Here is a 24,399-nt window from a genome sequence, read left to right on the forward strand (position 1 = left end):
ATTAAAGTTAGCCAGAAACCTCTTCTTACATCACAAAAAAATGACTAGAATTCAATCTTTAGAAAAAATAAAATACAAAATGATTTCAAGATCACATGGGGCAAGATACACTTAAATAACAATTTTTAAAATTTTTTATACTTATTTTAAATACAATGATTAAAATAATTATTCCCCTGAGCATTAACTTTATTCTGTTTATGGTGTCCTTTTACGTTGGCTTTTCTCTTTTTCAAAAAGAGCAACAGCTAACAACATATAGTACTGTATGCTTTTTCATCAGTAGTATTAAATGGCATGACATTTGTCAGAATTGCATACAGTTAACGCTTTAACATCTTTCAGCATTAAAACGTGAAACTGATTTAACGCAAAATCACCTAATGCCTTAGTAATAAAGAATTTGTTGCTATACAGTTGTTTTTAAACCTGAGTAAATGACAAAATTTAAATTTTATTAATTATTCTATCGTCATGTATATTCATGTTTATTGAAGCTTTTATATTGGGTACTATCCTTTTTGCAGATATCCGTTATCCCTTATGGTATAGCCTGTGCTGCTTTGCAATAGTTATTACAGGTTTGATTATTATTGCACTCTTTACAATTAAACTGATTAATATTAGCCAGAAATCTCTTCTTAACATCACAAAAAACTGACTAGAATTCAATCTTTAGAAAAAATAAAATACATATGGAATTTTAAGATTAAATAAGGTAAACTTCAATGAAATAACATTTTTTTATTCTTTTATACATTTTATTTAAAAACCATGTTCAGAATAATAATTCTCCTTAGCATTAGCTTTATTGTATTTATAGTGTCGTTTTTCACTGGCTATTTTCTTTTTCAAAAAGAGCAACAGCTTACAACATACAGCACTGTATGCTTTATCATCAGTATATTTTGTTTAATTATAGATATTCCATTAAGCTTGAAATTATCCAAACTAGGACAAAACAAAAACCTTAATACCTAAAGTATTAAATGGCATCACATTTATTAGATTTGTATTTAGTTAACGATTTAACATTTTTTTGAATCAAAACGTGAAACTGATTCAACGTAAAATCATTAAATTTTAAGTAATAAAACATATTTGTCGCTATACTGTTGTTTTTGAGCCTGCGTAAATGACAAAATTCAAACTTTTATTACTTATTCTAGCATCATGTACATTCATGTTTATTGGCTGGATAATATTGGGCTGCTATTATTGGGTACAAAATCAGCGCAATATTGCGCTGATTTGCTGTTTACTCGCATTTGTTAGCGCATTAGGTCAGTTTGCAGCGTTGGCATTCACATTACGTGAACGTGCTGCCCAGCAAATATATCGGACTTTATCTTCTAAAGATATTAAACATGAATAAAATTGTTCTTGCCAGTAATAATCAGGGTAAATTAACTGAGTTCAAGCGTCTGCTACAATCATTAAATATTGAAATAGTGCCACAAGCTGAATTCAATATTCCAGAATGTCCAGAACCATATATTACTTTTGTTGAAAATGCTTTAGCAAAAGCCCGCCATGCCAGCCGCTATAGCGGCTTACCGGCATTGGCAGATGATTCAGGTATCTGTGCCAATGCACTAAAGGGAGCACCTGGAGTTTATTCCGCCCGCTATGCCGGTACAGAACCCAAATCAGATTCAGCTAACAATGCCAAACTGGATGCCGACTTACAACCATTCAGCGATAAAACTGTATTTTACGTCTGTGTATTGGTGCTTGTACGCCATCCAGATGATCCACAGCCAGTGATTGCTGATGCCATCTGGAGGGGATTATGGCAATCCACGGCCACTGGAAACAATGGTTTTGGCTATGACCCGCATTTTTATCTTCCCGAACAGCACCTCACAGCAGCACAAATGAGTCAAGACGAAAAAAATCGTGTCAGCCATCGTGCGCAGGCGCTAAATATTTTACTCACTAAATTAAAGCAACAATCCGGTTTAAATCTGCATGTCTGAGTTTTCTCTACCATTGCACAATAACCAGACAGCCACGCCCAATTTGACAAATTTACCTCCTTTATCCCTGTATATCCATGTACCTTGGTGTGTGCGTAAGTGTCCGTACTGTGATTTCAATTCGCATCAGTTGAAACAAGAGCTTGATGAACGGGCTTATATTTCAGCTTTACTTACCGATCTTGAGGCCGAGCTTCCCTATTTCTGGGGTAGGACGGTACATACTGTCTTTATCGGTGGCGGCACGCCCAGTCTTCTATCTGCTGCGTCATTGGAACAATTGTTGAGTGGTATACGTGCCCGCATTAATCTGCAGCCCGCTGCTGAAATAACACTGGAAGCTAATCCAGGCACCTTTGAACGCCAACGCTTTGCCGGGTATGCTGCAGCCGGTATTAACCGTCTGTCAATTGGTGTACAAAGTTTTGCTGACGATAAGCTAGCCACATTGGGACGTATTCATAGTCGCGATGATGCATTAAGAGCTATAGAAGTCGGATTATCCCTGTTTCCCAAAGTAAATGTAGATCTGATGTATGCATTACCCGAACAAACTCTTATGCAGGCACAGGAAGATATTCAAGCAGCTCTTGCCACTGGTGTACAGCATATCAGTGCCTATCAGTTAACTCTTGAGCCTAACACTCCTTTTACCCATACTCCGCCGCCACAATTACCAGACGAAGACCACCTTGCCGATATAGAAGAAGTCGTGCATTCAGCTTTAAAGCAAGCCGGATTTATTCATTATGAGACTTCGGCTTTTGCCCGTTCGCATCAGCAATGTCAGCATAATCTGAACTACTGGCAGTTTGGTGACTATATCGGTATCGGAGCCGGAGCACATGGTAAAATATCCAGCGCTCAGTCAATCGTGCGCACCACCCGCAGCCGCCATCCCAAAGACTATATACAAAGCATGCAGCAGCAACCACAACGCGCCATTAGCCGCCAGTCAGTTGCTGCCGAGGATTTGCCATTTGAATTCATGCTTAATGTTTTACGTTTAACAGATGGTGTGCCTACTGCATGGTTCAATGAGCGTACCGGACTTCCGCTGTCGGTAATCCGGCAAGCTGTCAGTGAAGCTGTTAAACGCGGTTTACTAGATGCCAACCCATTTTTTCTGCGCCCTACAACACTCGGACGCAGTTTTCTCAATGACTTGTTGGCTTTATTTCTGAAAGCCTGATTTTTTTGATAACCCTTTTAATACGAAGGAGTAGCATTGTGAGCAAAACCATTATTCATACTGATAAGGCACCCGCTGCTATCGGCGCATATTCGCAGGCTGTCCGTGCAGGGGATACAGTATATCTGTCTGGACAGATTCCCTTGGTAGCAGAGACCATGCAAGTTGTTGCAGGCGGCTTTGCTGAGCAGGCTCATCAAGTATTCAAAAACCTACAGGCTGTAGCACAGGCAGCCGGTGGTAATCTGAATGACCTGGTGAAAGTAAACGCCTATCTCACTGATTTAAGCAATTTTGCCACCTTCAACGAAATTATGGCGCAATACTTTACTGCACCCTTTCCAGCTCGTGCCGCGGTAGAAGTATCTGCGTTACCTAAAGGCGTACTGGTAGAAGCTGAAGCTATACTAGTATTAGAAAAATAACAGTCAGATTCGTTCAGCACAGGCAAGTATTGAGACTGCCTGTAGCTGAACGAACTGGAGAGTAAATATGGCGCAATATGTGATTGGCGATATACAAGGCTGTCTGACTGAATTTCAACAGCTTCTAAATAAACTAAATTTTAATCCCGGTACCGACACTATCTGGCTCACTGGTGACTTAGTCAATCGCGGCCCCCAGTCTCTGGCCACATTGCGTCTGGTCAAACAGCATGATGGCTGTATGCAGACTATTCTCGGCAATCATGATTTGCATTTACTCGCATTGCATTACGGTCATGGCAAACTCAAGCGTGGCGACACCATCAGTGACATTCTCAATGCCCCAGACAGAACAAATTTAATTGACTGGCTACGCCAGCAACCTCTTTACCGTGAGGAAGAAGATTATGTGCTGGTGCATGCTGGTATTTGGCCGGAATGGAACTGCAAACAGGCACAACGGCTAGCGGTAGAAGTGGAAACCGTATTACAAAACAATCCTCAAGAGTTTTTTGCCCGTATGTATGGCAATAAACCTGTACGCTGGAACAACAACCTCAATGGCGATGAACGGCTGCGTTTTATTACTAACAGCTTCACACGTATGCGTGCACTTACCGTTGATGGCGCCATGGATTTTGATTACAAAGGTATGCTTGGTGATATTCCATCTCAGTTAATGCCATGGTTCAAAGCACCTGCGAGACAAAACACAGACAGAACTATTTTATTTGGCCATTGGTCAGCATTAGGACTGTACCATCAAGACAATGTTGTTTGTGTCGATACCGGAGCACTATGGGGCGGAAGTCTCACAGCTTACAACCTTAAAAACGGAAGCGTGGTACAGACACCAAGTCAAACAAAGTTAAATTTTGAAAATTAAATGCCGGTAAAATAATAATTAAAATATTACCTTTATCAAAGTGATAAATAGTTTATGTTCTTAAAACATTGAGTTGTGCAGAGTTTTTTAATCATGTACTATTAACTCAGTAACGATAACGTTTATTTAGTCATTTTTAATACTAACCTACATTAGCTAAAAAAGACTAAGATACATCTATTGCTTCTTTACCTAAGCCAAGTATCATGGCTTATGTTATCTAATAATTTATTCATAAATACTTGAAGGAGTTGTCATGAAAAAAGTTCTAGTTCCTGCTGTGTTGTTAATGATTGCACTGACTGGTTGTGCTTCCAAATCTCATCACAAAGCCCCCGCTGCACAATCAACTGCAACTGCCGCTGCTACTACTGCCAATGTACAGATTGACGGACGTAAAGAAGTTTCTTACTTATGCGGTACTGGCAACGCTAAAAACAACTTACGTGTAATGTATGGTCTACAAGGCCAAAACGTTGTGGCTGCACAGGTAAACTATCAGGGTAAACTTTCTCCAGTGATGATGCGTGATGCGCGTGACGTAAATTACAATACATTCGTTTCTCCTGAAGGTATCACTTGGAAAACAGCAATTGCTACTAGCGATACTGTAGATAAAGTAGGCGCTTTAGGCTTATTACAGCCTAGCAAACAGGTTGTTAATGGTCAGGAAAGAATTGTTCCGCAAATCGTTACTCAAAACTGTGTAGTTGATAATGGTACCGTTGCTGTCGCTGCAGCTCCTGCAAAAACAAAAACTGTTAGAACTACTAAAACTGTAACTACCAAAAAAGTATACAAACACAAAAAATAAGTAACCATGTTTAAAAAACGGCAGCCACAGAGGTTGCCGTTTTTTTTTACTGATGCAATTCAGGCTTAAATTTTTGGCTGTATCAGGCAATTCATACTTCAGACATATATATTAGGCCTATTTACTCTCATCCTGATGTCTTGAAAGCCTGCATCAGCGCCCTTATTTAAAGGCAGTTATTTTTCCCAACAGTTATGGCGACTGTTGATCAGCAAAGGATCATAAGACATGCAACAATTTGACGGCACCACCATTATTTCCGTTCGGCGCGGCGAAAACGTCGCCATCGGTGGCGATGGTCAAGTGACATTGGGGAACACTATTATTAAGGGTACTGCACGTAAAGTACGGAAACTTTATAACAATCAAGTGCTGGCTGGATTTGCCGGCGGTACTGCCGATGCCTTCACACTTATAGAACTGTTTGAAAGCAAATTACAGAAACATCAGGGCAAGCTGATGCTGGCTGCCATTGAGCTGGCCAAAGAATGGCGTACCGACCGCGCTTTACGCCGACTGGAAGCCATGCTGATTGTAGCCGACAAAAAAAATACCTTAGTGATTACTGGTAATGGTGACGTACTTGAACCAGAACAAAGCATTGCTGCGATTGGTTCCGGTGGTGCATTCGCGCAGTCTGCTGCGCGGGCACTGATGGAAAATACGGAACTTGAACCTGAAGTGGTGGTTAAAAAATCACTGGAAATTGCCGGTGATATCTGCATCTACACCAACCAGAGCCATACAATCGAAACCTTATAATTGTCTTGACCGATAGTTTAAATCATTAGCATCGGTTCAGCCCTATGATAGGAACAAGATGAGTACAGTAGTAATGACACCAAACGAAATCGTTCATGAACTGGATAAACACATTATCGGCCAGAATCAGGCCAAGCGCGCAGTAGCGGTTGCACTGAGAAACCGCTACCGCCGCAGCAGAGTTGCCGAACCATTACAAAGTGAAATTGTCCCGAAAAATATTCTCATGATCGGCCCTACCGGCGTAGGTAAAACCGAAATTGCACGCCGTCTTGCCCGTCTGGCCAATGCACCCTTTATCAAGGTAGAAGCTACCAAATTTACTGAAGTTGGCTATGTCGGCCGCGACGTAGACAGCATCATTCGCGATTTGATTGAAATAGCCTTAAAAAACATCCGCAGCCAGACCATTGCAAAAAACCGCGACCGAGCTCAGGATGCCGCAGAAAACCGCGTTTTAGATGCGCTACTACCTCCTCCACGCACAGTTGGCTTTGCAGGAGAACCACAGGAGGCTCAACCGGAAAATCATACACGGCAAAAATTCCGGCAGATGTTACGTAAAGGAGAATTGGATGATAAAGAAATTGAAGTTGAAATTGCCGCCACTCCTTCACCAGCCATGTCGGTAATGGGTCCTCCAGGAATGGAAGATTTTACCAACCAGCTGCAAGACATGTTTAGCAACATGGGTCAGGGTAAAACCAAAGCGCAGAAAATGAAAGTCAGCGCAGCGATGAAGATATTGCTGGATGAAGAAGCTGCCAAACTCATCAGCGAGGATGAATTACGTGAACAAGCCATCAAAGCAGTAGAGCAGAACGGTATTGTCTTTCTGGATGAAATTGACAAAATTGCTACAGACAGCAACCGCCATGGTGGCGACGTATCACGTCAGGGCGTTCAGCGCGACTTACTCCCACTTGTGGAAGGTACAACCGTTCAAACCAAATATGGCATGATTAAAACTGATCATGTGCTGTTTATTGCTTCTGGTGCATTTCATCTCAGTCGTCCCAGCGACCTGATACCAGAATTACAAGGCCGCTTTCCCATTCGCGTGGAACTGAAAAATTTAAGTGTGGACGACTTTAAAGCCATCCTGACCAGCACAAATGCCAATCTGACTGAACAATATACAGCTTTACTGGCAACTGACGATGTGAAATTACAATTTACCGAAGATGGTATTGCTCGGATTGCAGAAATTGCTTTTCAAGTGAATGAAAAAACCGAAAATATTGGCGCACGCCGCTTGCACACGGTTATGGAAAAGCTACTCGAAGAAGTATCCTTTGAAGCGCCTGCAGGAGACATCGCCATTGATGCAGCTTATGTTAATGCGCGTTTGCAGGATATAGTCGAAGACGAAGATCTGGCTCGATACGTACTATAAATCATCAATAAAGCGGCTGCGGCCGCTTTTTTTATCTGGCTGATTATCTCTTCACCGTATCTCAATTATATCGACGGCGTTTCATGAATACTACACTGACTCAAACCCATCAACCTTATCTTCAGCAACGTTATTTAATAACAGGATGGCAGTCCCAGCTACTGGCCACCACCATCGCCGCATTAATGATAGCTTTATCCGCCAATATTAGTATCCCATTGCAGCCAGTGCCATTATCCCTGCAATCACTAGCAGTATTACTGACCGGTGCCGGCCTCGGGCGCAAGCTTGGAGTTTTGGCTATACTTGAGTATCTACTACTTGGTGCATGCGGATTGCCATTTTTTGCTGGCGGCCATGGCGGCATTAACGTACTGGTATCGGCTTCTGCAGGTTACCTATACGGATTTGTTGTCAGTGCCTATCTGGCTGGACTGGCTGCTGAGCGAGGCTATGATCGGCATTTTCTCAGCGGCTTATGTGCATTTGCTCTGGCACATCAAATTATTTTTGTGTTTGGAGTTGTTTATCTGACATTTTATCTGCATATCGGCATTTATCATGCAGTAGAACTTGGCTATCTACCCTTTGCCGGTTTTGATTTACTTAAATTTTTTATAGCCAGTTTAATCATGTTTGCCTTGTGGCGGCATTCTGGGTCACTGAATCATTAAGTTTCAAACAAAAATAAACCGTCTAAATGCACAGATACTTTAGTAGTCAGCGCTTTAGACGGATGGTATTACAAGACTGCGATTAAATAGCTGATTCGTTCTGTTCTCCGGTACGTATACGTACCGCTTCTTCTACTGGCAACACAAAAATTTTACCATCACCAATTTTGCCCGAATGTGCAGCAGCTACAATGGTTTCAATAGCCTGTTCTACCCGATCATCTGGCAACACCAGCTCAATTTTTACCTTGGGTAAAAAATCCACTGCATACTCCGCACCACGATATATTTCTGTGTGCCCCTTCTGGCGCCCAAACCCTTTCACCTCAGATACAGTCATGCCACTAAAACCAACGTCAGACAAGGCTTCCCGAACATCGTCCAGTTTAAACGGCTTTACAATTGCTTCAATTTTTTTCATACGTGCACTTCCCTATAACTGTATCCACACAAGTAAAAACTACCATAACCTTATCTGAAACTCAAACCAGCCCTGCCTTACAACATAAAATTAAGCAAAACTCTTGTTTTTCGCGTAAAATTGCGCCTCAGCCAAAACCCACTATCAAAGTGAGCTTACCTCATCATGTCAGTTGTACTGTCACTGTGCGGCGAGGCCGCACTTTCACCATTCCGTATCGAAAAACTGTTACAGCAGGCAGCAAAACTGCAACTGAACTGCGAGATTCAGATAAACAGCGAATACCGCTATTTCGTGGCTTCATCCGCCGAAATCACATCCGACAATCAACAGAAATTATTACAACTGTTGCGTGCCAGACCACAGAGCAGCCACAAACTGTCTGGAACTCAGCTACTTATTATTCCTCGATTGGGCACCATTTCTCCCTGGTCCTCCAAAGCCACCGATATTGCCCGCAATTGTGGGCTGAGCATGATTGAACGCATTGAGCGCGGTATTCTGTATTCTTTTTCCCGCCAGCTCAGCCAGCAGGAGCTGGATAAATGGCAAACAATATTGCATGACCGCATGACTGAAAGTGTGCTTACGTCAGAGAAAGAAGCAATAAAACTTTTTCATACCTCATCAGCACAGAGCTTCAATTATATAGACGTACTAGCTGATGGCAAAAGCGCACTGGAAACAGCCAACCGGCAAATGGGCTTGGCTTTGTCCGCAGATGAAATTGATTATTTGGCTGAAAATTATCAGCAGCTACAACGCAATCCCAGCGACGTTGAGCTTATGATGTTTGCACAAGCAAACTCAGAACATTGCCGCCACAAAATTTTTAATGCTGAATTTATTATTGATGGCAAAACCCAGCCGCAATCCTTGTTTAGCCTAATCCGCGCTACTCATCAGGCACACCCCCAAGGTACACTGGTAGCATATAAAGACAATTCATCCATTATTACTGGTGCGAATATTGAACGCTTTTATCCGCAGCCTAATCAACAACAGCAATATCAATTTAATGCGGAAGAAACCCACATTTTGATGAAAGTGGAAACCCATAATCATCCGACAGCCATTGCTCCCTTCGCTGGTGCAGCCACTGGTTCGGGCGGCGAAATCCGCGATGAGGGCGCAACCGGAAAAGGAGCTCGTCCTAAAGCGGGGTTAAGCGGTTTCAGCGTATCCAACCTTTCCATCCCCGAATTTACCCAGCCTTGGGAACAATACACAGCCAGCCGTAATCAGTACGGTAAGCCGACACACATCAGCAGTGCCCTCGATATCATGCTTGATGGCCCGATAGGCAGTGCAGCATTTAACAACGAATTTGGTCGCCCCAATTTGCTGGGTTATTTCCGCACCTTTGAAGAATTATTCAGCGGCACTATGCGTGGTTTTCACAAACCCATCATGATTGCCGGCGGTCTTGGAAATATTCAGGCACAACAGGTTTTCAAAGATACCATTCCAGCCGGAGCATTACTTATTCAGCTTGGCGGTCCGGGATTACTAATCGGACTGGGCGGTGGCGCAGCTTCTAGCATGAGCACCGGCGCTAATCACGCCGACCTGGATTTTGATTCCGTACAGCGCGGCAATCCAGAAATGGAACGGCGGGCACAAGAAGTTATTGACCGCTGCTGGCAGATGGGCAACGATAATCCGGTTATATCCATTCACGATGTCGGTGCAGGCGGTCTATCCAATGCCTTTCCCGAATTGGTAAACGATGCCGGTCGCGGTGCCACATTTGAGTTACGCCGCATTCCCTTGGAAGAACATGGCCTGAACCCACTGCAAATCTGGTGTAATGAAGCACAGGAACGCTATGTGCTGGCTATATTGCCTCAAAATTTGGCTACCTTTCAAAACATTTGCCAGCGTGAACGGTGTCCGTTCGCTATAGTAGGCACTGCCACTGATGATGGGCAATTAAAGTTACGCGATGATTTATTTGACAATCTGCCGGTAGATATTTCGCTAGATGTATTATTGGGCAAACCACCCCGAATTACCCGTACTGATTGTACCGTTACCGAATTTATCCCAGCTTTTGACGGCAGCAGGCTAGACATACGCGAAAGCCTGTACCGTGTATTACGCCTGCCAACCGTAGCCAGTAAACAATTTTTAATTACCATTGGTGACCGCAGTGTCGGTGGACTGACCCATCGTGACCAGATGGTCGGACGATTCCAGACTCCTGTTGCAGACGTAGCCGTAACAAAAATGGGCTTTAACACGCTGCTGGGCGAGGCCATGAGCATGGGTGAAAAATCACCTCTGGCTTTATTTTCCGGCGCTGCTTCAGGACGCATGGCCATCGGCGAAGCAGTAACCAACATTGCTGCTGCAGACATTGGCACGCTAGATAAAATCAAACTCTCTGCCAACTGGATGGCAGCCTGTGGTTTTGCTGGTGAAGATGCCCGTCTGTATGAAACAGTGGCGGCAGTATCGACACTGTGCCAGCAACTAGAGCTGAGTATACCAGTTGGTAAAGATTCTCTCTCTATGCAAACCATCTGGCATGATACCGGTGAGGAAAAAAGAGTGGTGTCACCACTCACAGCAGTGATTACCGCCTTTGCACCAGTAAACAACGTCTGCCACACCGTCACACCGGAGCTACAAAATATACCCGATACTACACTGCTAGCAATTGATTTGGGACAGGGTCACAGCCGTATGGGTGGTAGCGCCTTACAACAAGTATGGAAAAATCTTACTGGTCAGGCTCCCGATGTCAATTCCGCCTCTCTATTGGCTGATTTTTTCCGCATCATTCAGTCATTAATTCACGAACAGAAAATTCTGGCCTATCATGACCGCAGCGATGGCGGGTTAGTAGTCACACTGGCTGAAATGATGTTTGCAGCGCACATCGGCGTCACCATCGACATTGCCTCGTTAATCCGGCAAATCAACGATCAGAGTCACAACCAGAAACTTCAGGATGCAGCAGTACGCTGCCTGTTCAATGAAGAACTGGGAACAGTGATTCAAATACACAATACCGATTTAGCACGCATTCAAGAGACTTTTGCCAAGGCCGGTATGGCTGATGCCCTGCACATACTGGGTCACATCAATACGACTGACCGTTTGATGGTACATCACGGAAATACAGTTCTGCTAAATGAAAACCGCGTAGATTTACAAAAAAGCTGGAGCGAAACCAGCTATCACATGCAGCGCTTACGCGACAATCCGCACTGTGCAGACAGTGAGTTTGCCTTACTCGAACAAGAGCATTTACCCAGATTATTTGCTGAATTGAGCTTTGATCCGGCCGAAGATATTGCTTTGCCATTTATTCAGCGCGGCAAACAGCCCAAAGCAGCCATACTGCGCGAACAAGGCGTCAACGGGCAGTTAGAAATGGCTGCTGCTTTCAGCCGTGCTGGCTTTGAGGCTTATGATGTACATATGAGTGATTTGCTTACTGGACGGGTGAGTCTCGATGATTTTCAGCTACTGGCTGCCTGCGGTGGTTTCAGCTATGGCGATGTACTCGGCGCCGGTGAAGGATGGGCAAAAAGCATTCTTTTTAATCAGCAACTGCGGCAGAAGTTTGCCGAATTTTTTGCCCGTCAGGACACGCTGACACTGGGTGTATGCAATGGCTGCCAAATGCTGAGCAATCTAGCTGAGATAATCCCAGGTGCACAATTGTGGCCACGTTTTCGCCGCAACATTTCCGAACAGTTTGAAGCTCGCCTGAGTATGGTGACCGTGCCAAAATCAACATCATTGATTTTGTCCGATATGGCCGGCAGCAGCTTACCGGTAGTGGTGAGTCACGGGGAAGGACGAGCAGATTTCAGCCATCTGCCACAGTCTGATTTGCCGTCGGAGCTAGACATTGCTCTGCAATACGTAGACGGTCTCAATCAGGTCACAAATACTTATCCGCTGAATCCTAACGGTTCTCCGGCTGGTATTGCCGGTGTGTGTAGTCAGGATGGGCGAGTAACCATCATGATGCCGCATCCGGAACGGGTCTTCCAGACCGCACAAATGAGCTGGGCACCGCGTAACTGGCCAGAAATGTCTGGCTGGTACCGCCTATTTGCCAGTGCCCGCAAAGTTTTAGGCTAACATCGACAAAGGAAACATCATGCCATTACTGGATAGTTTTACAGTAGACCATACCCGTATGCATGCCCCGGCAGTACGCATAGCCAAAACCATGTCTACTCCTAAAGGGGACGAAATTACCGTATTTGATTTACGCTTCTGTCACCCCAATCAGGACATCCTGCCGGAAAAAGGCATGCACACACTCGAACATCTGTTTGCTGGTTTTATGCGCGATCATCTCAACAGCAACAATGTGGAAATTATCGATATTTCTCCCATGGGCTGCCGCACCGGTTTTTACATGAGTCTGATTGGCTCACCAGATGAAGCCACAGTAGCCGGTGCATGGGCTGCTGCGATGCAGGATGTGCTATCTGTAGCCAACCAAAACCAGATACCTGAACTGAACCGTTATCAGTGTGGCAGCTATATTATGCACTCATTGGAAGAAGCCAAGGCCATCGCCCAAAAAGTACTCGACAGTCAAATAAGCATTAATTACAACAATGACTTGAAACTAGATGAGTCACTATTGCAACACTAAAAGCGAAACACGATTACGACTGTCTAAAAATAAGTGAAGTGGTACACGGCTTATATTTTAGACAGTTTTCATTTTTATTAGTAAAACTAGCCAGATACAGCATAGATTTAAAAGCTGATAAAAAAAAACTAATAAAAATTAAAAATAGATAGCAATTTTTACACTTTAATTCAAAACACGCCAAACTTAGCCAAACCATTTGTCTATCAACAAAATCATTACATCACTTAACCCATTCATTATGAAGAAGCGGATATAGTCGGTTTTGACAAGTCTTTTTTTTAAAGCAAAAAACCAGTATATTGTGTTCAGAATAACAGTTGACCACTACATTTTGTGTTGTCACTGTTTTTTTCTGCTTTACTTGTGCTAGAAAGAATAACTCATGAATGCGGTAGCCAATATAAAAGTAACCAAACGAAACGGCCGTTTGGAAGACATCAATCTGGATAAAATTCATCAAGTTGTTACTTGGGCGGCTGAAGGACTGGATAACGTATCCGTATCTCAGGTAGAAATGCGCTCACACATTCAGTTTTACAACGGCATCCGCACAGACGACATTCACGAAACCATCATTAAGGCTGCGGCTGACCTGATTTCTACCGAAACGCCGGATTATCAGTATCTGGCTGCACGGCTGGCAATATTCCACCTGCGGAAAATCGCTTTTGGCCAGTTTGAACCGCCCCATTTATATGATCATGTCACCAGCTTGACTCAGTCAGGCAAATACGATAAACATATCCTAACTGACTACTCCCGTGCTGAATTCGATGAGCTCAACGATTGTATAGACCACAACCGGGATTTAACTTTTTCCTATGCTGCTGTCAAACAGCTGGAAGGTAAATATCTGGTACAAAATCGTGTCACCAGACAAATTTTTGAGAGCCCGCAGTTTTTATATATGTTGGTTGCTATGTGTCTGTTTGCACGCTACCCGCAGGCCACTAGGCTGGAATATGTTAAAAAATTCTATCACGCTATCAGCACGTTCAAAATTTCCTTACCCACGCCGATTATGTCCGGCGTACGCACTCCAACCCGCCAATTTTCTTCTTGTGTCCTGATAGAATGCGATGACAGTCTAGACAGCATCAACGCCACCACCAGCGCCATCGTGAAATATGTATCGCAGCGTGCCGGCATCGGCATTAACGCTGGACGCATCCGTGCACTGGGCAGCGAAATTCGGGGCGGCGAAGCTCAACACACTGGCTGTATCCCATTTTACAAAATGTTTCAGGCAGCAGTTAAATCCTGCTCACAAGGAGGCGTACGTGGCGGTGCGGCCACACTATTCTATCCTTTGTGGCATCTAGAAGTAGAAAACCTACTTGTACTTAAAAACAACCGTGGTGTAGAAGAAAACCGCGTTCGCCATCTTGATTATGGTGTGCAGATTAATCGTCTGCTTTATACTCGGTTGATTAAAGGTGAAAATATTACCTTATTCTCTCCTTCAGAAGTACCTGGGCTATACGATGCTTTTTTTGCCGATCAGGATGAGTTTGAACGCCTGTATGCCTTATACGAAAAAGACGATAGCATCCATAGCCGCAGTATTCCGGCTATAGACTTATTCTCATTATTAATGCAGGAGCGCGCTGGAACCGGCCGCATTTATATCCAGAACGTCGACCATTGCAACACCCACAGTCCGTTTGACCCTAAGCTAGCACCGGTACGTCAGTCTAATCTATGTCTGGAAATCGCCCTTCCGACCCGTCCGTTGAACGACATAAACGATCCAGACGGAGAAATTGCGCTTTGTACCTTATCCGCTTTCAATTTGGGTGCACTAAAGAATCTCGAAGAGCTGGAAGAGCTGGCCGAACTAGCTACCCGTGCGTTAGATGCTCTGCTGGATTACCAAAACTATCCAATCAAAGCGGCCGAACTGGCCACGATGAACCGGCGTACACTTGGCATCGGCGTTATTAACTTTGCCTACTATCTGGCCAAAAACGGCGTAAAATACAGCGATGGTTCTGCCATCAGTCTTACCCACCGCACCTTTGAAGCCATTCAGTACTATCTACTCAAAGCTTCAGTCAAATTGGCCAAAGAGCTGGGCGCATGTCCTAAATTCAGCGATACAACATACGCTCAAGGCTTACTGCCGATTGATACTTACAAAAAAGATCTGGATAAAATCTGTCAGGAGCCACTTCATCTAGACTGGGAAGCACTGCGTGCCGATATTGTCAAACACGGATTACGCAATTCAACACTCACTGCACTGATGCCATCAGAAACATCCAGTCAAATTGCCAATGCCACCAACGGCATCGAACCTCCGCGCGGACTAGTATCCGTAAAAGCCTCCAAAGACGGCATTCTCAAACAAGTTGTGCCAGAGTTCGAACGTCTGCACGACGAATATGAGCTATTATGGGATATGCCAAATAACGAAGGCTACCTGCATTTAGTAGGTATTATGCAAAAATTCATCGATCAATCTATTTCAGCCAATACCAATTACGACCCGCAGCGGTTTGAAGGGCAGAAAGTACCGATGAAACAATTAATTAAAGATTTACTTACCGCCTATAAATTTGGCCTGAAAACCCTCTATTACCAAAATACCCGCGATGGAGCCGACGACATGCAGACCAGCATTCAAGATGACGGCTGCGCCAGCGGTGCATGTAAAATATGATTCCTGGGTGCTCATGCACCCTTTTATTTCCCATTCCATTCATTAAACTAAATAAAGAGTAACATCATGGCCTGTGAACATCTGTCAATGAACTACAGCACATTCTGTCAGAAACCAAATAACGCCCTGACAGAACCGATGTTCTTCGGTCAGCCAGTAAATGTCGCCCGCTATGATCAGCAAAAATTTGATATTTTTGAAAAACTGATTGAAAAGCAATTATCATTCTTTTGGCGTCCGGAAGAAGTAGACGTATCGCGCGATCGTATCGACTACGCCAACCTACCCGAGCATGAAAAGCACATTTTTATCAGCAATCTGAAATACCAAACATTACTTGATTCCATTCAGGGTCGCAGCCCCAATGTAGCTCTGCTGCCCTTGGTATCCATACCCGAGCTGGAAACATGGATTGAAACATGGTCATTTTCTGAAACCATTCACTCCCGCAGTTATACACACATCATCCGCAATATCGTCAACGATCCATCCATCGTATTTGATGACATTGTACAAAACAAACACATTATTGCCCGTGCTGAAGAAATTGCCTGCTACTACGATGATTTAATCGAATATACCCAATACTACAATTTGCTGGGTATCGGCGAACACCAGATTAACGGTAAAACTGTAGTCATCGACCTGCATGAACTGAAGAAAAAACTCTATTTGTGTCTGATGTGCGTAAACGTACTCGAAGCCATTCGTTTTTATGTATCTTTTGCCTGTTCCTTCGCCTTTGCCGAACGCGAACTGATGGAAGGCAATGCCAAAATTATCAAACTGATTGCCCGTGACGAAGCATTGCATCTTACTGGTACGCAGCAGATGCTTAATCTAATGCGTACTGGCGCCGACGACCCTGAAATGGCACAGATTGCTGCCGAAACCGAAGAGGAATGCTTTCAGCTTTTCCGTCGTGCTGCTATGCAGGAAAAAGACTGGGCGGAATATTTGTTTAAAGACGGTTCTATGATTGGCCTGAATAAAGAAATTCTTGGTCAGTATGTCGAATACATCACCAACCTGCGCATGCAGGCTGTTGGCTTACCACCAGCCTTTGAGCATGCCAAGCAAAACCCGATACCTTGGATAAATGCCTGGCTTTCTTCCGACAACGTTCAGGTGGCACCACAGGAGGTAGAAGTTAGTTCTTATCTTGTCGGCCAGATTGACGCAGAACTCAGTGAAGACGATTTAAGCGATTTCGAGCTATAAATCCAGACTTTCCAAAATAAACCAAGCGGACAGAACTGACCGGAATACGATAATACCAAACATGGCTTTAATCACCACTAGCGACAAAACCTTCACTTTGCAACAGGACGAAACCCTGCTGGAAGGTCTGGAACGTACCGGGCACGAAGTGGAATATCAGTGTCGCAGTGGTTATTGTGGTTCGTGCCGTCTCAGACTGCTTTCCGGACAAGTAAGCTATCCAGAGCAGCCCTTGGCATTTATTGCAGCAGAAGAAATTCTGCCTTGCTGCTGTAAAGCAGAAACCGATTTACATGTTGTCTGCCATCTGCGTAGCGATACACCTGAACACAATCCTGACCTCTTTGAAAATGATTTATTTCCTGCTGGACAAAATTAAAACGTTTTTCTTTACAGCCCTACAAGGCTAAAGTATCGTAACCTATTCATAATCAATTCTAGGTAAAAGCACATGCTACTTGGCGTCAATATCGATCACGTTGCCACCGTGCGCAATGCCCGCGGCAGTATTTACCCGAGTCCGCTAGAAGCAGCACTATTGGCTGAAACGCATGGTGCAGACCTCATTACCATGCACTTACGCGAAGACCGGCGCCATATTCATGATGCCGATGTATTTGCTGTCAGAAATGCCATCAGCACACGTTTAAATTTGGAAATGGCACTTACGCCGGAGATGCTGGACAACGCACTGGCTGTTCAACCTGCTGATGTGTGCATCGTGCCGGAAAAAAGGCAGGAAATTACTACCGAAGGCGGGCTAGATGTATTATCGCAACAGGATAAAGTAGCAGAATATATTCAAAAGCTCACAGCGGCCGGTATTCGTGTTTCCTTATTTGTTGATGCCGACAGCAATCAGATACAGGCCTGCCGCGAAGTAGCTGCACCCGTTATCGAACTGCATACTGGTGCCTATGCTGATGCCGCCCCACAGCAGAGAAGGCAGCAGCTTGCTCGTATTGAAGAAGCAGCCCATCAGGCCAGCGAAATGGGTATCATCGTCAACGCTGGACATGGTCTGAACATTCATAACGTCGCCCCCATAGCGAAAATTCTGGCTATTCAGGAACTGAATATCGGCCACGCATTGATTGCACAGGCCATTTTTATCGGTCTCCCCCAAGCCATCGAACAAATGAAGACCGCCATCTTCCGTGCGCGCAGTATTCCTTATTAATCTTTCAGCAGTAAAAGGGACAAAATGATTTACGGCATAGGTACAGACTTAGTCAAAATCGATCGCATCGCCAAAATGTGCAAAACCTACGGAGCCAATGCCGTGGCTGAAAAAATGCTATCTCGGATAGAAGCACTGGAATGGCCTTCAGCTAATCAGCCGGTTCAATTTCTCGCAAAGCGCTTTGCCGCCAAAGAAGCATTTGCCAAAGCTGTACATACCGGTTTGCGTAGCCCGGTAACGCTTCGAAACATTGGCATCGGTCACAATGAGCTGGGCCGTCCGGAATTTATAGTAGAAAAACCCTTAGCACAATGGCTCAGCCAAAAAAACATCGGCCGTATCCATCTCAGCCTCACCGATGAAGAAAATTATATTGTGGCATTTGTCGTAGCTGAGTATCTCAAATGAATACCGACAAACTGGTAGAAGTTGTAGCCGGCGTACTATACAACCCACAAGGAGAATTTTTGCTTAGCTCCCGTCCAGCAGGTAAAGCTTATGCCGGCTACTGGGAATTTGCCGGTGGAAAAGTAGAAACAGGTGAAACCTATCTAACCGCCCTACAGCGCGAATTCAAAGAAGAGCTAGGCATTGACGTCATCCAAGCCACCCCATGGCTCACCAAAATTCACAAATATGAACACGCCCATGTTCACCTGCATTTCTATCGTATTGGTGCCAGACAATGGCAGGGACAACTTTGCGCTCGGGAGCAACAAAGCTGGTGCTGGCAGCAACCGGGTAAGCTTACAGTAACACCCATGTTACCGGCTAATGCACCTATTTTGGCGGCTCTGTCCATTCCTACGAAGATGAGTGGGCAGTTTAATACCGGTTTTCACACTGTCTCTGCCCAAGAGCCGCAGCTCAAAATACTGCCTTATCACTCTGGTATTGCCGCAGCAGCCAGCATATATGCACCTGCCAATCAATTACAGTATTTGGCACAACAACACCCTATAGACCATATCTGGGCAATCTGCTCTAGCCGTGAACAGTGGCAGCAGGCACAATCAGCTGCTGCCATTATCTGGCCAATATCCAGTATCGATGATATAAAATTACTGCTTACCCTGTTACAACAAGAGCCCTCAAGTGTGCCTGTCATGGTTTTTCAAAAGAAAACTGGTTTAACAACACCGCAACCCGATTGGATGAATCTAGGTGCACATGGCATCATCCACGAGCAGGAATAAGTAATTAAATACCATTTAAAAATCCGCTACCTATTTATTCTCATTTACCAATTCTAAACTGAAACTTTTCGCCAACATCATGTCCCAGCCTGCTAAAAATTCAACAGCCGTTATCATCGGCTTACTGATATTCATTGTGGCCGTACCGTTCATTATTGGCATAATATTCTGGCAAAACAGCCGTATAGATGCACAAAGCACACTTAGTAACTGCAACATACGCAACGGCTGCATACTGCCTGGTGGTGCCATTATCCAGTTCACCCCGCCGGCAGACGTTACCAAACCCTTCAATATCACTATGCGTCAGGTACCTGCATCAGTTAAACGCATTAGCATCCATTTCACTATGCGCAACATGGATTTGGGTTTCAATCGTACAGACTTTAAGCCACAGGGAAATGGCTTCTGGACGGCTCATCACGCTGTGCTCCCTGTATGTGTGGATGAACGCAACGATTTTCTCGGCGACCTAACACTGGATGGACAACATTACAATATTGTATTTTCCGCCCCCTGAATACTATATAAGCATTGCATCGCCGGCGCATTCACCCGTACAATCACACACATTGATTACCTTGCCATCAAAAGGATTCACGCCATGCTCAGCAAAAAATTTTTTGACGATATCAGCGAAAAACTCGGTGATACCATCAGTAATAGCCCCATCAAAGACATGGAAAAAAATGTTAAATCCATGCTAGGCAGTGCTTTTAATCGCATGGATCTGATTACCCGTGAAGAATTTGATATCCAGCAGCAGGTTCTTCTTAAAACCAGAGAAAAACTGGCTGAACTGGAAAGCCGCGTGATAGCACTGGAAGCTTTGCTGGCACAAAACAGCAACGCCGACAGCGCACAACCAATATCCTCCGCAGAAAATAATAACACTTTACCTGCCTAAGGAACTAAGCCATGTCATGGGCAGTTGTATATAGTCGTGCACTGGCTGGCATGGCAGCACCATTAGTAGAAGTAGAAGCACATCTGGCCAACGGTCTACCAGCATTTAGTATAGTAGGATTACCGGATACAGAAGTTAAAGAAAGCCGCGACCGCGTCAGAGCTGCTATTATTCAGTCTGGGTTTGATTTTCCAGCAAAAAAAATTACCGTTAATTTAGCTCCCGCAGATTTACCCAAAGAATCTGGTCGTTTTGATCTACCCATCGCCATCGGCATATTGGCCGCTTCCGGCCAGATTGATCCAAGCGCACTACAGACTTATGAGCTGGCCGGTGAACTTGGCTTATCCGGCCAAATAAGGCCTATTCGCGGTGCCATCGCTATGGCGGAAGCAGCACGGCAAGCACAGCGTGCCTTTATCCTGCCTCAATACAACGCTTTTCAAACAGCTCTCCTACCAGAAGCACAAGTCTTTGGAGCCGAAACACTTGCAGCTGTAGTTGCCCATCTCAATTATGAAGAGCCGCTTAAAGCCATAAATACCGAACATCTGCATCAGTATCCTACTGAAATCAGCTATCCAGATATGGCCGATGTACGCGGACAACAAACTGCACGGCTGGCACTGGAAATCGCAGCCGCTGGTGGCCATAGTCTGCTCATGTCTGGGCCGCCCGGTACCGGTAAATCCATGCTTGCACAACGTCTTCCGGGTATTCTTCCGCCACTGACCGCCACTGAATTGGTCAGCGTTTGGTCTTTACAGTCACTGTTGCCACACGGACAACAACAATACCAGCAAAATCGTCCATTTCGCTCTCCGCATCATAGCACCTCTGCTGTTGCATTGGTCGGCGGTGGTTCTGATCCGCGTCCAGGTGAAATATCTTTAGCCCACCATGGCATTCTGTTTCTGGATGAACTGCCAGAATTTGACCGCAAAGTACTTGAAGTGCTGCGAGAACCTTTAGAAAGTGGCGAAATACACATTTCCCGTGCAGCTCGGCAGGCAACTTATCCGGCCAAATTCCAGCTGATAGCAGCCATGAACCCTTGTCCATGCGGTTATCTGGGTCACTCAGTACGAGCATGCCGTTGTACACCTGAGGCCATAGTGCGCTACCGCAACAAAATTTCCGGCCCCCTCCTCGATCGCATAGATCTCATTATTGAAGTACCCAGCTTGCCAGCTAGTGACTTGATTCAGCAGGCAGACGGTGAAAGCAGCTGTAGTATCCGCGAACGAGTCAGCACCGCCCGTGCTCGCCAGTATCAGCGTCAGGGTAAAATTAATGCTCAGCTAAGCAACCGCGAGCTGGACAACATCGCTCGCATTAGCCGCGAAGCCAAACAGACTTTAGCCGGTGCCATCGAAAAACTATCTCTTTCAGCCCGCAGTTTTCACCGAATATTACGTATTGCCCGGACTCTGGCCGATATGGATGATAACCATGACGTTGGAAACGGGCACATTTTGCGCGCCATAAGTTTTCGCCGTGCTTTATAATATGAAATAGGGCAAAATAACAGATGCCACCTCCCCTAAACAAGCATCCGGCCCTGATTAAAATTTGCCGTATAAAATGCCAACATAAAGGCTTTCAACATGCATATGTACACACCGATTCGTCAGGCAGGTAAAGGATTAATCAGCTTTATCGTCGGCTTATTGATAGCAACTGCCATCATTGCCGGTATCCTGTTTTACCTGAATAAAAGCAAGTCTGATTTCAAAACCCCAGCCATCCCTGAGGCATCTGCGCCACAAAAGCCGGAAATACTGACTCCAGATAACAGCGCATCTGCAACCCAGCAATTCATTCCCGATGGTGCAGCATCAGCATCTTCAAACAGCCCGTCGCAGACTGTGCCCTCTGCCTCAGAACCGCTAAACATCGGGGGCATTGAAAATCAGGTTACAGGCGTGCATACACCGGCAACCAGACCAAATGAAGAGCATAAAGAGCCGGCTAAAACACCCAAAAAAGTACCCTCAGGTGGTAGCAAGACTCATGTCACCCCCGAACAGATACTCAGCAACGGCAGTCTGGAAAAAGCTCAGCAGGCAGCAGAAAAACAACATACTGGCAATAAAGTCTATCTGCAGATCGGTTCCTACAGCAATCGTACCGATGCCGATGCCCAACGCGCTAAACTGGTGATGCTCGGTATCAATAGCACAGTACAGACAGCTAAAGTCAACGGCACAACCAAATACCGTGTACAGACAGACAATCTGAACCAGAATCAAGCTGGCCAGATTAAAAAGATACTGCAACAACATAATATCGATAGCCTGACCAAAGCAGCATCCTGAGTTACTCAGCTTTCATAAAAAAACAGGAAATCAACATGCTAAAAAAAATTATTACCATCATGGCCACTTCATTGGTATTCGCCAGTGGCCTAGTACATGCTTCACTCGTTAACGTAGATTACGTTGTGCTGGACAAACCTATACCGCAGCTACATAAAGACAAAGTAGAAGTACTGGAATTTTTCTCCTACAGCTGTATCCATTGCTCCCACCTTGAACCCTATATGCTCAAGGAAATGAAATCTTTCGCCCCCGATACCTACCTGCGTCCAGTACATGTAGTCTGGGATGATGACGTATACTACAATCTTGCCCGTGTCGCCGCCGCAGTTAACAGCACCAATATGAAATTACAGGCAGACCCGCTGATTTTCGACGCCATTTTCAACAAGCACATTGAATTATGGCGACCGGAAGTATTCAATAAATGGGCGGTACAGCAAACCGCCTTTGACGGACAAAAATTGGTTAAATCTTACAACAGTCTGGAAAATGCCGCCGCAGCTACCAGCATGCGTAAAATGGGTGAAAAATACAATATCCTATCCACACCAACTGTAATTGTAGGCGGTAAATACGAACTTAAATTTCCGCAAGGATTTGCAGCAGGAATGAAAACCCTGAATGAATTAATTGAAAAAGTACGCAATGAGAATAGCGCACGTGCTGCAAGCGCACGTAAACTACCAAAAAGCATAGGCGCATCACTAGCTGCTTCTGCAAATCGGTAGATTTCAGCCTGTGATTTAAAACAATAGTGTGTTTCCCTCAAACACACTATTGTTTTGCATAGAATTTGTGGCTTCAATTTATAAAGAACAGTAAATAAAATGGATATTGTCCTGTTTCTCAAAGCTCTAATACTGGGCATCGTAGAAGGCTTAACCGAATTTTTACCGGTTTCCAGTACCGGCCATCTAATTGTTGTTGGCAACCTGCTTAAATTTCAGACCACTGGCGAAGTATTTGATATCACTATTCAGCTAGGTGCCATCCTCGCTATTATTTTCGAATACAAACACCGCTTTGCCCACATCATCACGCATATCGGCAAAGAACCAGCCACTAACCGTTTTGTTCTCAATCTTGCCATTGCCTTTATTCCTGCCGCCATCATGGGTTTACTCTTTAGCGAACAAATCAAACATTACCTTTTTAACCCCATTACCGTTGCTACAGCACTGGTTATCGGCGGCTTATTAATTTTATGGATTGAAAAACGTCAAACCCGTTGTCAGCCCAAAGTACGCAGCGTAGAGGAAATGCGTCCGCGTGATGCCCTTGTCGTAGGACTAGCACAAATTCTGGCACTAATTCCGGGTACCTCCCGTTCCGGCAGTACCATCATGGGTGGCATGATGTGGGGTATTGAACGCAAAGCCGCTACCGAATTTTCTTTTTTTCTGGCCGTACCGGTGATGATTGCCGCCACTGGCTACGACATGCTCAAACATTTGAATGAATTTACTCGCGATGATTTGCTGCTGATTGCCATTGGCTTTATTGCCGCTTTTCTTTCTGCTCTGGTGGCAGTCAAAGCATTACTGCGCTTCGTTGCCCACAAAAACTATATTCCCTTTGCCTGGTACCGAATCATATTTGGCGGCATCATCCTGCTAACTTGGGTAACAGGCTGGGTAAAATGGTAAGCCAGCCAGTATTGCCTCTGGTATAAAAACGTTAAATTGTGATAAAGTGATGTTTTAACAGACCACAGGCACAGCATTTTCCTG

General features: G+C 44.7%; 24 protein-coding genes. 23 read left to right on the plus strand and 1 reads right to left on the minus strand.

The genetic code is table 11. The features are described 5' to 3' along the window. Positions 1 to 1,135 precede the first annotated feature (1,135 nt). The 9 genes from J3U64_RS01825 to J3U64_RS01865 all read left to right on the plus strand — a co-directional run bounded on the left by J3U64_RS01825 (position 1,136) and on the right by J3U64_RS01865 (position 8,128). Positions 1,136 to 1,375 (plus strand): NGO_0222 family membrane protein, encoded by a 240-nt coding sequence (locus J3U64_RS01825; RefSeq protein ID WP_323811376.1) that lies wholly within the window; start codon positions 1,136 to 1,138, stop codon positions 1,373 to 1,375. Continuing rightward, positions 1,368 to 1,979: an RdgB/HAM1 family non-canonical purine NTP pyrophosphatase gene (rdgB, locus tag J3U64_RS01830; RefSeq protein ID WP_267390122.1), complete on the plus strand. Its 612-nt coding sequence runs from the start codon at positions 1,368 to 1,370 to the stop codon at positions 1,977 to 1,979. Before J3U64_RS01825 ends, rdgB begins: the two co-directional genes overlap by 8 nt. Continuing rightward, a complete protein-coding gene (gene hemW / locus J3U64_RS01835; protein WP_267408083.1) occupies positions 1,972 to 3,171 on the plus strand; it encodes a radical SAM family heme chaperone HemW in 1,200 nt (399 codons plus the stop codon). The genes rdgB and hemW overlap by 8 nt, the downstream gene beginning before the upstream one ends. A gap of 38 nt (positions 3,172 to 3,209) precedes the next feature. Then, on the plus strand, positions 3,210 to 3,596 hold the full coding sequence (locus tag J3U64_RS01840; RefSeq protein ID WP_267408084.1) for a RidA family protein: 387 nt from the start codon (positions 3,210 to 3,212) through the stop codon (positions 3,594 to 3,596). 67 nt (positions 3,597 to 3,663) lie between these two features. Further along, complete coding sequence (locus tag J3U64_RS01845) at positions 3,664 to 4,482, plus strand: symmetrical bis(5'-nucleosyl)-tetraphosphatase (protein ID WP_267408085.1); 819 nt, start codon at positions 3,664 to 3,666, stop codon at positions 4,480 to 4,482. Between the two features lie 256 nt (positions 4,483 to 4,738). Beyond that, positions 4,739 to 5,296, plus strand: a complete 558-nt coding sequence (locus J3U64_RS01850; RefSeq protein WP_267408086.1) for a hypothetical protein — start codon at positions 4,739 to 4,741, stop codon at positions 5,294 to 5,296. A gap of 228 nt (positions 5,297 to 5,524) precedes the next feature. Continuing rightward, positions 5,525 to 6,058 carry an ATP-dependent protease subunit HslV gene (gene hslV / locus J3U64_RS01855; protein WP_100139982.1) on the plus strand — a complete coding sequence of 178 codons (534 nt, stop codon included), beginning with the start codon at positions 5,525 to 5,527 and terminating at the stop codon, positions 6,056 to 6,058. Positions 6,059 to 6,116: 58 nt separating this feature from the next. Next, a complete protein-coding gene (gene hslU / locus J3U64_RS01860) occupies positions 6,117 to 7,454 on the plus strand; it encodes an ATP-dependent protease ATPase subunit HslU (RefSeq protein ID WP_267408087.1) in 1,338 nt (445 codons plus the stop codon). Positions 7,455 to 7,537: 83 nt separating this feature from the next. Then, positions 7,538 to 8,128: a biotin transporter BioY gene (locus J3U64_RS01865; RefSeq protein ID WP_267408088.1), complete on the plus strand. Its 591-nt coding sequence runs from the start codon at positions 7,538 to 7,540 to the stop codon at positions 8,126 to 8,128. A gap of 82 nt (positions 8,129 to 8,210) precedes the next feature. On the opposite strand, the gene J3U64_RS01870 is transcribed toward J3U64_RS01865, so the two are convergent. Continuing rightward, the gene (locus J3U64_RS01870) at positions 8,211 to 8,549 is read right to left on the minus strand and encodes a P-II family nitrogen regulator (RefSeq protein WP_100139980.1); all 339 of its coding nucleotides are present in this window, start codon (positions 8,547 to 8,549) and stop codon (positions 8,211 to 8,213) included. 165 nt (positions 8,550 to 8,714) lie between these two features. Between J3U64_RS01870 and purL the strand changes: the two genes are divergently transcribed. The 14 genes from purL to J3U64_RS01940 all read left to right on the plus strand — a co-directional run bounded on the left by purL (position 8,715) and on the right by J3U64_RS01940 (position 24,315). Beyond that, a complete protein-coding gene (gene purL / locus J3U64_RS01875) occupies positions 8,715 to 12,650 on the plus strand; it encodes a phosphoribosylformylglycinamidine synthase (RefSeq protein ID WP_267408089.1) in 3,936 nt (1,311 codons plus the stop codon). Positions 12,651 to 12,669: 19 nt separating this feature from the next. After that, entirely contained in the window at positions 12,670 to 13,176 is a 507-nt protein-coding gene (gene luxS, locus J3U64_RS01880; RefSeq protein WP_267408090.1) for an S-ribosylhomocysteine lyase, read from the plus strand. A 385-nt stretch (positions 13,177 to 13,561) separates the two neighbouring features. Continuing rightward, positions 13,562 to 15,841: a class 1a ribonucleoside-diphosphate reductase subunit alpha gene (gene nrdA / locus J3U64_RS01885; protein WP_267408091.1), complete on the plus strand. Its 2,280-nt coding sequence runs from the start codon at positions 13,562 to 13,564 to the stop codon at positions 15,839 to 15,841. Between the two features lie 87 nt (positions 15,842 to 15,928). After that, positions 15,929 to 17,062, plus strand: coding sequence for a class Ia ribonucleoside-diphosphate reductase subunit beta (gene nrdB, locus J3U64_RS01890; RefSeq protein ID WP_267408369.1), 1,134 nt, complete (start codon positions 15,929 to 15,931; stop codon positions 17,060 to 17,062). Positions 17,063 to 17,123: 61 nt separating this feature from the next. After that, positions 17,124 to 17,441: a class I ribonucleotide reductase maintenance protein YfaE gene (gene yfaE, locus J3U64_RS01895; protein ID WP_267408092.1), complete on the plus strand. Its 318-nt coding sequence runs from the start codon at positions 17,124 to 17,126 to the stop codon at positions 17,439 to 17,441. A gap of 72 nt (positions 17,442 to 17,513) precedes the next feature. Continuing rightward, complete coding sequence (locus J3U64_RS01900) at positions 17,514 to 18,242, plus strand: pyridoxine 5'-phosphate synthase (RefSeq protein WP_100139975.1); 729 nt, start codon at positions 17,514 to 17,516, stop codon at positions 18,240 to 18,242. Between the two features lie 24 nt (positions 18,243 to 18,266). Next, positions 18,267 to 18,653 (plus strand): holo-ACP synthase, encoded by a 387-nt coding sequence (gene acpS, locus J3U64_RS01905; protein ID WP_100156850.1) that lies wholly within the window; start codon positions 18,267 to 18,269, stop codon positions 18,651 to 18,653. Further along, on the plus strand, positions 18,650 to 19,441 hold the full coding sequence (locus J3U64_RS01910) for an NUDIX domain-containing protein (protein WP_267408093.1): 792 nt from the start codon (positions 18,650 to 18,652) through the stop codon (positions 19,439 to 19,441). The genes acpS and J3U64_RS01910 overlap by 4 nt, the downstream gene beginning before the upstream one ends. A gap of 79 nt (positions 19,442 to 19,520) precedes the next feature. Further along, complete coding sequence (locus J3U64_RS01915) at positions 19,521 to 19,961, plus strand: hypothetical protein (RefSeq protein ID WP_267390102.1); 441 nt, start codon at positions 19,521 to 19,523, stop codon at positions 19,959 to 19,961. An 84-nt stretch (positions 19,962 to 20,045) separates the two neighbouring features. After that, complete coding sequence (locus J3U64_RS01920; RefSeq protein WP_267390101.1) at positions 20,046 to 20,348, plus strand: accessory factor UbiK family protein; 303 nt, start codon at positions 20,046 to 20,048, stop codon at positions 20,346 to 20,348. A gap of 11 nt (positions 20,349 to 20,359) precedes the next feature. Then, the gene (locus J3U64_RS01925) at positions 20,360 to 21,856 is read left to right on the plus strand and encodes a YifB family Mg chelatase-like AAA ATPase (protein WP_267408094.1); all 1,497 of its coding nucleotides are present in this window, start codon (positions 20,360 to 20,362) and stop codon (positions 21,854 to 21,856) included. A 99-nt stretch (positions 21,857 to 21,955) separates the two neighbouring features. Beyond that, positions 21,956 to 22,666, plus strand: coding sequence for an SPOR domain-containing protein (locus J3U64_RS01930; RefSeq protein ID WP_267408095.1), 711 nt, complete (start codon positions 21,956 to 21,958; stop codon positions 22,664 to 22,666). Positions 22,667 to 22,701: 35 nt separating this feature from the next. Then, a complete protein-coding gene (locus J3U64_RS01935; RefSeq protein WP_100139968.1) occupies positions 22,702 to 23,397 on the plus strand; it encodes a thiol:disulfide interchange protein DsbA/DsbL in 696 nt (231 codons plus the stop codon). Positions 23,398 to 23,496: 99 nt separating this feature from the next. Continuing rightward, positions 23,497 to 24,315, plus strand: coding sequence for an undecaprenyl-diphosphate phosphatase (locus tag J3U64_RS01940; RefSeq protein ID WP_100139967.1), 819 nt, complete (start codon positions 23,497 to 23,499; stop codon positions 24,313 to 24,315). The last annotated feature ends 84 nt before the right edge of the window (positions 24,316 to 24,399 follow it).

It is taken from the genome of Snodgrassella sp. B3800 (genome assembly GCF_026535865.1).
GTDB classification, from domain to species: Bacteria; Pseudomonadota; Gammaproteobacteria; order Burkholderiales; family Neisseriaceae; genus Snodgrassella; species Snodgrassella alvi_E.

Excerpts from the sequence above, each read along its gene's own strand:
- J3U64_RS01865 (WP_267408088.1), top strand. The coding sequence starts at position 7,538 with ATGAATACTACACTGACTCAAACCCATCAACCTTATCTTCAGCAACGT.
- hslV (WP_100139982.1), top strand. The coding sequence starts at position 5,525 with ATGCAACAATTTGACGGCACCACCATTATTTCCGTTCGGCGCGGCGAA.
- J3U64_RS01870 (WP_100139980.1), bottom strand. The coding sequence starts at position 8,549 with ATGAAAAAAATTGAAGCAATTGTAAAGCCGTTTAAACTGGACGATGTT.
- nrdA (WP_267408091.1), top strand. The coding sequence starts at position 13,562 with ATGAATGCGGTAGCCAATATAAAAGTAACCAAACGAAACGGCCGTTTG.
- J3U64_RS01940 (WP_100139967.1), top strand. The coding sequence starts at position 23,497 with ATGGATATTGTCCTGTTTCTCAAAGCTCTAATACTGGGCATCGTAGAA.
- hemW (WP_267408083.1), top strand. The coding sequence starts at position 1,972 with ATGTCTGAGTTTTCTCTACCATTGCACAATAACCAGACAGCCACGCCC.
- J3U64_RS01920 (WP_267390101.1), top strand. The coding sequence starts at position 20,046 with ATGCTCAGCAAAAAATTTTTTGACGATATCAGCGAAAAACTCGGTGAT.
- J3U64_RS01910 (WP_267408093.1), top strand. The coding sequence starts at position 18,650 with ATGAATACCGACAAACTGGTAGAAGTTGTAGCCGGCGTACTATACAAC.
- luxS (WP_267408090.1), top strand. The coding sequence starts at position 12,670 with ATGCCATTACTGGATAGTTTTACAGTAGACCATACCCGTATGCATGCC.
- J3U64_RS01845 (WP_267408085.1), top strand. The coding sequence starts at position 3,664 with ATGGCGCAATATGTGATTGGCGATATACAAGGCTGTCTGACTGAATTT.
- J3U64_RS01915 (WP_267390102.1), top strand. The coding sequence starts at position 19,521 with ATGTCCCAGCCTGCTAAAAATTCAACAGCCGTTATCATCGGCTTACTG.
- hslU (WP_267408087.1), top strand. The coding sequence starts at position 6,117 with ATGAGTACAGTAGTAATGACACCAAACGAAATCGTTCATGAACTGGAT.
- nrdB (WP_267408369.1), top strand. The coding sequence starts at position 15,929 with ATGAACTACAGCACATTCTGTCAGAAACCAAATAACGCCCTGACAGAA.
- J3U64_RS01925 (WP_267408094.1), top strand. The coding sequence starts at position 20,360 with ATGTCATGGGCAGTTGTATATAGTCGTGCACTGGCTGGCATGGCAGCA.
- J3U64_RS01935 (WP_100139968.1), top strand. The coding sequence starts at position 22,702 with ATGCTAAAAAAAATTATTACCATCATGGCCACTTCATTGGTATTCGCC.
- acpS (WP_100156850.1), top strand. The coding sequence starts at position 18,267 with ATGATTTACGGCATAGGTACAGACTTAGTCAAAATCGATCGCATCGCC.
- J3U64_RS01825 (WP_323811376.1), top strand. The coding sequence starts at position 1,136 with ATGACAAAATTCAAACTTTTATTACTTATTCTAGCATCATGTACATTC.
- J3U64_RS01900 (WP_100139975.1), top strand. The coding sequence starts at position 17,514 with ATGCTACTTGGCGTCAATATCGATCACGTTGCCACCGTGCGCAATGCC.
- yfaE (WP_267408092.1), top strand. The coding sequence starts at position 17,124 with ATGGCTTTAATCACCACTAGCGACAAAACCTTCACTTTGCAACAGGAC.
- J3U64_RS01930 (WP_267408095.1), top strand. The coding sequence starts at position 21,956 with ATGCATATGTACACACCGATTCGTCAGGCAGGTAAAGGATTAATCAGC.
- rdgB (WP_267390122.1), top strand. The coding sequence starts at position 1,368 with ATGAATAAAATTGTTCTTGCCAGTAATAATCAGGGTAAATTAACTGAG.
- J3U64_RS01850 (WP_267408086.1), top strand. The coding sequence starts at position 4,739 with ATGAAAAAAGTTCTAGTTCCTGCTGTGTTGTTAATGATTGCACTGACT.
- purL (WP_267408089.1), top strand. The coding sequence starts at position 8,715 with ATGTCAGTTGTACTGTCACTGTGCGGCGAGGCCGCACTTTCACCATTC.